This window comes from Eudoraea sp. (assembly GCF_049665975.1).
GTDB lineage: Bacteria > Bacteroidota > Bacteroidia > Flavobacteriales > Flavobacteriaceae > Eudoraea.
In genome coordinates, this window is record NZ_JBATGR010000399.1 from 1 (window position 1) to 8,572 (window position 8,572).

Genomic DNA, 8,572 nt, shown 5'->3' on the forward strand with positions numbered 1-8,572 from the left:
GAAGCATGGTGGTCGGCATCATAATTTATAGTTCCGGCTGCGTCTGTTTTATAAATTTTACTGTGAACCAATTTGTAATGATTCTCTCCTGAGGTGGCTACCTCTTTTCCATGATGGAATTTGGAGCTTGAAAAAACCACTAATCCATCATCCCATAAAATTATCGGTAATGGAAAGCCTACATGATGTTCAGCCCCATCACTGCCAGTGTAAGAAAACAAAGAAAAATCATGTGAATCCTTAAGGTGGTGTTGGATATACTCGTCTATTTCCGTTTTTAGGTCGGTTTTGGTTTCTTCGGCACTTATCTCCGCTTCCTTTGCGAATATCGTCACACTGAAGAAAATTGTAAAAACCAGAAAGAATTTTACCAAAAGAGAATTTCGCATATCACTTATAAAAATGGGTCTCTAAAAATCCGTGCAAATGTAAGCTATTCTCTTAAAAAGAAAAAAGCATTTAGAATTTTATTTTGGCCCTGAAAACCGTTGATAGGCATTCTATTGATGATCGATTTCCCGCATAAGTTTGATTAGTGCAAAAGTCTCTACAAGCAGACAACTAAAATAGGGTACAAAAAAAATAAAAAATTCAACTTTTGTGAGCTTACCGTCCAACATAAAAATTGGATCAAAAATCAAGAAGTAGAATATGAATTTTAAAGTACTTCCGAACATAAACAAAAATCCGAGATTCTTATTTTGCTTTTCAGCAAAATAAAGCATTGCTGAGTATATCCCCAAGGCCATTGCAAAGTTTATTAAATAGCCCAGGAGCAGAAGACGATAATCTACATCCGGGTTTCGGGCGAATAAGAAGCCAGCGTGAAGTAGGCCAATAATCAAAAGCGTGCCAAGTAGCAGGCTCGTGAAAATGATAATTTTTTTATTCAAATCAGGAGTTCAATTTTTTTGTTTGCTGTATCACCAAATACATCGAAATGGCAACTGCAAATAAAGTAAGAATTATGGTATAAGTGTTTTTTTCGTTCTGATACTTTAAATCGAGCCATTGACCTAAGCTCGCACCTAAATATATAATAACTCCCATTTGAACGGCTATTCCCGTAAGACTTAGCCAGTATTTAACTTCCTTTTTCCCTTTTGCCATTTTGATTGAAATAACTATAAGACTTTTACATTTAGATGCGCAAGGGACTTAAGTGTATCCAGAAGTTTGAGTGAGCTCCATTATAAAACTATCTACTTAGACCGGAATCAATGGAAATACAAAAATGGTGCGATCAGGAAACCTTAGCGGGTTCATTTTTACTGCCAGATCCACTAACAGCGCCAGATTTATAGCTCCCTCCTGAACCAGAACTCAAAGAGCTGCTGCCTGTTGCGGTCTTAAGTGGTTCATTCGAACTTATACCTCCTTTTCCTTTCATAGTACATGACGCATTAAATGTAGCGCCAGGTTCAACTGCCAGTTTAGCAACGGTTACAGTACCTTCAATAACTGCAGATGCCTTAAGTGATAATAAATTAGATACTTGCAATTCTCCGTTAAAACTTCCTTCAATATCGGCATTTACGCATTCTACCTTGCCGTGAATATAGCCGTCTTTGCCAATTACAACCTTTCCGGAGGTTTTTACATTTCCATCTAGCTTTCCATCTATCCTAAAGTCGGCTTCGGATATTATATCGCCTTTGATTTTAGTGTTCTTTTCAATTCTGTTGGGTTGTCCTCCTATTTCGTTCATAGTTCTGGGTTTTTTGTTATCAGAAAACATCTTGTTTATGGTTTTGGGGTTAAAACTTGATTTTTATATTCTTGTATGTTTTTATGTACTTGAATGATTTTATAGTTGGAAGATAAAATTACAAAATTCTCATTAGCAATTCGGTAATCCTTGTTTTTATTTAGTAGTTCTACATACCCTAAAGCATAGTCTTTTGATTTAAATCCATGAACTACAATAAATTCCATCTCCAGGTTATAAATATCCTTAGAAACGAGGTTATTATATTTTAAATCCTCAATAGATCCCTCCAATAATTTTTTAAGTTCCAGTGCCTTATCATCATTCTGTCTTTTAAATGGATATATAACTTTCCAATTCGCAGTTCCTTTTGAGTCAATTTCTAATGAGAAGTCCTTTGGCTCTAATTTGGGCAACTGTTCAGCAATCATCTGTTGTGCCTTTTTACCTTCAGGATTATTCGGATAATTAAGGGCTACATAATTAAGGGCTTCCTTAAAATAGTCATAGCCCTGAAGTCTGCCTATGGCACTAGCCTTTAGCATCTCAAATTTTGGTACGATAGGATCTCCGGTATACAAATTTATGTTGACTTCGGCGCCTGTTATAACAGTTAAATAATCCTGATTTTCATATAGTTTATATAGTTGTGCGTATTTGGCATCAGGACTGTCTGCTGAACCGGCTAAAACTGCTTTTGGATTCACTAAAATTTCCGCATAACGTGAATCAGGATAGCTTTGGATAATATTTTGTTTCATATTTTCAGCAAGTGGACTGCCAGATTCTTCATATATCTTGTACAAGTTATACATAGATGGAAGTATGAGGCGTTCTTCCGGCTCAGACTTTAAAACCATTTCCAATTTGCCTGCGGCCAAAAGGTTTTCCTTAAATTTCTCCTTATAAATTAATCCCAACTGGTAGTTAGCAAAATTTCTTTCTGTTTTAAGACTGTCAATAACTGCAATATCTGTGGGTATCTGATCCAAATAGTATTCCACTGAATATTTCTGTTCTTCTGTCAGCTCTTCTCCAGTACCGATACCACCATCGGCAATGAGAGGTTGCCCTGTATCCTCTGCGAGCTGTGTTGTGTTTCTATTGCTCCAACGCCACTCATCTTCCAATACCCGGTCTCCCCATTTGGTTTTAAAGTCGTTTTTGCCATAACCCAGGCTGGTAATATTATAAAAGTAAAATTTACCTTTATTTTGTTTCCCTCCCTTTGATTCTGCAAAAGCTGCAAAACCAGCATTAGCCTGATTTTCCTTTCTTAATGCCTCTTCTTCCTCAGCCAACTTCATTTTGGCAATATAATCTTCGAAAAATGTTAGTTGTTCTAATTTTGGAAGATTGTAAAGTGTTATTACGCTGTCTGCATATTGAACAATATCTTCGTACTTAATGACATCCTCCAGATTATCCAATTTCTTCTTTATAGCCCTGAATTTTTTAGTATTCTCAGGTAAGTTAGTCAGAACACTATCATAATAATTTCCGGCAATTTTGTAGTCATTTCCATCGAAATTGTATTCTGCAAGATTTTCATAATTAAGGGAATTCAACTGTGGTGAATTTTGTGTTGCCCTTAAAGACTTATTAAAATAGACAATTCCCAGACTGTCTGAACCAGTAGCCATATAAAATTCAGCCTTCTGATTGTAAATCTTATCTAAAAATGGTCTGTTTTCTCTATTTTCTTCGAGATCTTCCAGCTCTTCCAGCAGTTCTTCCCTATTTTCCTCTGTTATTTCAGTGTTTTGAATTTGATGTAAATGCGCATTAATCATGTACACTCTGGGTGATTTCCGATTTAATTCAATGATCTTTCCAAATGCATAATTTGCACTATCTCTATATCCCAATTGAGTAAATAATTGCCCAATAATAAAATAATACCTGCCTTTCTCAGGAAGCTTTTTGGTATATGCAGAAGCTATTTTTAGTTCTTGAATGGCAGTATCCGGAGCTTTAAGGTTAATATATGCCTGCGCCATCATTGCATGAGTATCTGCATATTCCTGATCACTAAGCCGTTCATACTTTAATAAGCGATTTAAATTTTTTAAAGCAAGTTCTTCGTTATTCAGCCTAATATTTGTTTTTTCTCTCCAAATTGTAGCTTCGTTTAACTTATCACTTTGTGTGTATTTTCTTAAAATATAATTGAACGCCTCAATTGCCGGTATATAGCGCTGGTCGAAGTATCTGGCTTTACCCAAAAGCAGAAAGGCCTCATCTGTTTGTGGATTGCGCTCTTCATCTTTTATATCCATACTGTGCTTTTGAATAGCCTTAGTGGCTTTTTCTTCAGCAATAATAAAGTTTGGGTTGTTGTTTTCAGAGTCTAGTCTTATTTCATCCTTTACCTGCAAACGTTCAACAGGTAAAACTTCCCAATAATTATCCTGGTATGATATATTGAGAGCTTCTCTTCCTTCCTCAAATGCAATATTACCATTGTACAAGACATTGTACTTGGTATTCATCGCGTGCCAATTGCGGTTTACAAAAGTGTCTTTCTTGGTAGAACAAGCGTTAAAAAGTATGCCCCCAAGAACACCAGCCAGAATAAATTTTATACGAAGCTTCAAAATTGTTGGTATTCTATGTAATCTAAACTTAAAAACAATAAGTTTATTATGCCACAGGACCTGAAAAGGTAGGATTAATATTGAACAGGTTCTAAAATATTAGAAAAGAATTATATTAACCTAAAAAGCTTCTCTGTAATAAAAGTAAAAAACATCATATTAAATGTGACAATCTTAGCCTCCAAAAAACAACTCAAGTTCCTTTAAAGTTTCTGTTGAGGTCTGAATATCTTTAACAATTTCACCCTTATTTAATACTACAATACGCTCACAAACTTCTGTTACATGAATGAGATCATGACTGGAAACCAGGACGGTAACTTCTCTATCCTCGCCCAGTTTCTTGATAATTGCCTTGAGTCTTATTTGAGTGGTGGGATCTAAATTCGCAAAAGGTTCATCCAGGATGATAACCTGAGGCTCCCCAATAAAAGAAGCTACTATCCCCACCTTTTTTTGATTTCCCTTAGATAAATCACGTAAATACTTTTTCTGGCCTAATATTTCCCCATGAAAAAAGTCCTCAAAGTTGGCTAAAAGTTCATTAACATCTGTTTTAGATTGCCCTCTTAACTCTCCAATGAAATAGAAATACTCTTCAGGAGTAAGGTATCCAATAAGAAATGTTTCGTCTATAAATGCCGAAGTAAACGGTTTCCAGGCTTCACTTATATTTACTTGTATCTCATTGTTCATTACTGTACCCGTTGTGGGCTGAATTAGGTCTAAAAGCAAACTGAAGAACGTAGTTTTGCCTGCGCCATTATTGCCAACCAGGCCGAAACTTTGGCCTTTGGGTATGTCTAAGCTTTCAATATTTAATACTGTCTGATCTCCGTAGATTTTGGTAAGATTTTGCGAGTAAATCATTTCAATTTATATTTTGTCAGGCTTTCTGTTTGTAAGCCAAAAGGGTTTTATATTTTTCTTTTTTATATATGCTTTCAATCTTTCTGAATACCACATTCTTAAAGGCAAAGCCCAATATTCCAGTAAGCGCAACAAATATATATCCGGCCGTTGGATTAATAAGGTAATGACCTAATCCATAAATCGCTAAGGGTAAGATTAGTTTGGGTAATGTCAGAAGTAGTGTTTTTATATTAAAAGCTTGCTTATCTCCAAAGGCTTTCTTGTTAGAAGTTAAATCAATCGGAGTTTTAATATACGCTCCTCCCCATAAAACCAGATAAGAATTTACCCCAATATTGTAGATTGCACCAACAATAACTGCCAAATACGCATCCCAGCCAAAATACAGATAAAATACAGATAAGATTGTACTAATTATTGTGGCAATTATAATAAGATACCATTTGGAGGAAAGATATTCTTTGTATTGAATATTTTGACTCATCATAAGGGGGTAATATGAGCTATCCCAGCTTGGTACAAACTGACCAAAACTAACTAGGAAACCTCCGGAAACAAAGATGCCTGCAAATATCTTCCAAACAGGGTTCTCATAGGCCTCAATACTATTGGTAAAAAACAATAGCCCATAAAAAAGAAATATAAAACTCATGAGTACGGTGGTTTTAGACCGTTTATTTCTCTTTATTAGTTTGATATCATTTTTAAGAAAAGTGCCTAAGTTTCCAAACCGATTTAGCCAGGTATAATCTTCAGATTTTGCAATATCGTGTTTGGTCGCTAAACCAGCATCGAGATACATGTTCTTTTTAAAATAGTTAAAGGCCGCAAAATACAGCCAAATTAACGCGCCCCAGGAAATTAAAGAAGTCCAGGGAATATCATAAAACAAGTTAAAAACAGGAGAAGTGTAAAGCGTGATATCAAACCATTCATAATACTGAAAAATAGCCAAAATGGCCAAAATTGCGACTAATGGATAAAACACACTGTCTTTATTATTCATCATGATGTTGATGAAATTATTGCAATAAAATAAAGCCATGATTCCTAAATGCCAACCTATGACCCCTGCGGGATTATATCCTTCAATAATTAGAACAATGGAAAATGGCACAAAGAAAAAAGCGTGAGACCAATTAAAGAATGAAAAAATAGTCTTTCCAAGGGAGTATGAAACTACCTGACTTTTCTTAAAGGGTAAATAAAGCAAAGGTTTAATGTTCAAAATAGGCATCTTTTGAAGCATATAGCGAATATAGATGTCCATTACCAGGTAATAAATTATATATTTATTTACAAACTTGAGCGGGTCTCCCAATCCATTTTTTTCAATAATAAAATAGGATCCAACCCCCAATGCCAAAAATATGGCGATAAAATACAGGGCTCCAAAAATCATTAAGATCTTAAATGCCAGATTTGTTTTGAAGGAAGCTGCTCTGAAAAATGATCTCCATTGCAGTGTAAAAAAGTGTTTGAACATGAAGGCTGGTGTTTTTTGTTCAGAAAATTAGTAGGTCAAATTTATCTTTTGTTACAAAGAGAAGCTAATTTCTCATTATTAATCCAAAGCATTCCTTAATTTTGCAAAAATTTTTTATTGATGAGTGACTTTTATTCCTTGACTATAGGCAAGATATCCAGATTAACGCCAAATTCTGTAGCTGTAAGTTTTATTATTCCTAAAGAACTGGAAAATGAATTTAATTTTGAAGCCGGTCAATATATAACAATTAAGCATAAAGTTAACGGGGAGGAGGTTAGGCGAGCCTATTCTATTTCCTCAAGTCCAAAAGACAAGCATATTACTATAGGTATTAAAAAAGTGCCCGAAGGACGCTTTTCAACTTATGCCAATACTTTGCTCCAGGAAGGAGACCAATTACTCGTAATGCCCCCTGAGGGGCGCTTTGTTTTTAAAACTTCTAATAAACAGGAAAATATATGTGCTTTTGCGGCAGGAAGTGGAATTACGCCCATTATGAGTATTGCCAGAACTGTTTTGGAAAGTCATCCAGAAAACACTTTTGTTTTGGTTTATGGAAATCAAAATAAATCTGAAACCATGTTCCACAATGAGATATTGGAACTTACAAATACCTATAAAGATCGGTTTACTGCAGAGTTTGTGTACAGCAGGGCCCGTGAAGAGGATTCACTATTTGGAAGAATTGATACATCTGTTATAAACTTTATCCTTAAAAATAAATTTAAAGAAACTAATTTCAACACATTCTACCTTTGTGGTCCGGAGGAAATGATAAACCTTGGATGTGAAACATTAAAGGCAAATGGAATAGCTGAGGATTCAATTTACTATGAACTTTTTACTGCCAGCGAAAATGAAGAATCTGAAACCAAAAATCTTGAGGGTAAAACAGCAGTAGAAGTTGTACTGGATGATGAAGTACACTCGTTTAGTATGGATAAAAAATCTTCGATCTTAGATGCGGCCCTTGACGAAGATATAGATGCACCATATTCTTGTCAGGGAGGTGTTTGCAGTACTTGTATTGCAAGAATAACGGAAGGTGAAGCAAAAATGGATAAAAACCAGATTCTTACGGATAGCGAAATTGCAGAAGGACTAATTCTTACCTGCCAGGCTCATCCGGTAACCGCTACCTTAAAGATAGACTATGACGATGTTTAATAGTTTTGGTTGATTGCCCTTTTTAATGAACGCTGGCCTTGTCTGTAGTTATTTGTGGGCTAGAAATTTTCTGCACTATCATTTATAACAGAACTGTGGGGTCCTAAAACTTATTAAGACCACTATTTAGATCTTTGCCTTATTGAAAGGACACCTTTTTATATTAAAAGGATCCTGTTTTAATTAAAAATCAAATATGACAAACCAGCTTTTTAGAAACTATGTAGTTTGTAATTAGTGTTGTTTTTAATTAGATGTTCGAAAGAATGGCATTTTATCCCCAGGATCAGACCACAAATCCAACTTTATCAATTATCAACTCTATTATTCTATGACTATTTTAAACTAAATAGTCTGTTCTATTCATTTTAGGTTGCAGGTGATCTTAAAGAAGAGTTCCACCCATTAAAACACTTTATATGGGAATATTTCCCTAAATAACATAATGGTAAAAAGTAAATAAACGATTATTTGGGATCCCTTTTTTAGTTTTTAAGACATAGAAAAGGTCTAAATAATCTATAAAATACCGTTGGTCGATATTTTTTACCGACCAAGTGGTCGGTAAAAATCAAGCCAGGTAATGCAGTTTAACGGGAATTGAACATTTTAACGAATTTTTAAAGTCATACATCCTTTAATATTCACCTTCATGAGGTTTCAGGGGTTCTTTGTTTATAGACTTAACGGTCTGTTTAACCCCAAAACCCAAATCTAATGGATAAGAATTTAAAACGC

7 protein-coding genes and 1 pseudogene are annotated in these 8,572 nt (G+C 34.9%); 1 reads left to right on the plus strand and 7 read right to left on the minus strand.

Annotated features, from left to right (window positions below):
* The 7 genes and pseudogenes from WBN20_RS13340 to WBN20_RS13370 form a co-directional block, all read right to left on the minus strand.
* Nucleotides 1–335, minus strand: a pseudogene (locus tag WBN20_RS13340) (F0F1 ATP synthase subunit A); the annotation flags it as partial.
* A 165-nt stretch (nucleotides 336–500) separates the two neighbouring features.
* Complete coding sequence (locus WBN20_RS13345) at nucleotides 501–893, minus strand: hypothetical protein (RefSeq protein ID WP_424282054.1); 393 nt, start codon at nucleotides 891–893, stop codon at nucleotides 501–503.
* A 1-nt stretch (nucleotide 894) separates the two neighbouring features.
* A complete protein-coding gene (locus WBN20_RS13350) occupies nucleotides 895–1,110 on the minus strand; it encodes an AtpZ/AtpI family protein (protein ID WP_424271663.1) in 216 nt (71 codons plus the stop codon).
* Between the two features lie 133 nt (nucleotides 1,111–1,243).
* Nucleotides 1,244–1,738: a bactofilin family protein gene (locus WBN20_RS13355; RefSeq protein WP_424274968.1), complete on the minus strand. Its 495-nt coding sequence runs from the start codon at nucleotides 1,736–1,738 to the stop codon at nucleotides 1,244–1,246.
* A 5-nt stretch (nucleotides 1,739–1,743) separates the two neighbouring features.
* Nucleotides 1,744–4,305: a tetratricopeptide repeat protein gene (locus tag WBN20_RS13360; protein ID WP_424282055.1), complete on the minus strand. Its 2,562-nt coding sequence runs from the start codon at nucleotides 4,303–4,305 to the stop codon at nucleotides 1,744–1,746.
* Between the two features lie 174 nt (nucleotides 4,306–4,479).
* On the minus strand, nucleotides 4,480–5,175 hold the full coding sequence (locus tag WBN20_RS13365; protein ID WP_424274966.1) for an ABC transporter ATP-binding protein: 696 nt from the start codon (nucleotides 5,173–5,175) through the stop codon (nucleotides 4,480–4,482).
* A gap of 16 nt (nucleotides 5,176–5,191) precedes the next feature.
* On the minus strand, nucleotides 5,192–6,664 hold the full coding sequence (locus WBN20_RS13370) for a DUF5687 family protein (protein ID WP_424282056.1): 1,473 nt from the start codon (nucleotides 6,662–6,664) through the stop codon (nucleotides 5,192–5,194).
* 120 nt (nucleotides 6,665–6,784) lie between these two features.
* Between WBN20_RS13370 and WBN20_RS13375 the strand changes: the two genes are divergently transcribed.
* Nucleotides 6,785–7,834 (plus strand): 2Fe-2S iron-sulfur cluster-binding protein, encoded by a 1,050-nt coding sequence (locus WBN20_RS13375; protein ID WP_424282057.1) that lies wholly within the window; start codon nucleotides 6,785–6,787, stop codon nucleotides 7,832–7,834.
* Nucleotides 7,835–8,572 lie beyond the last annotated feature (738 nt).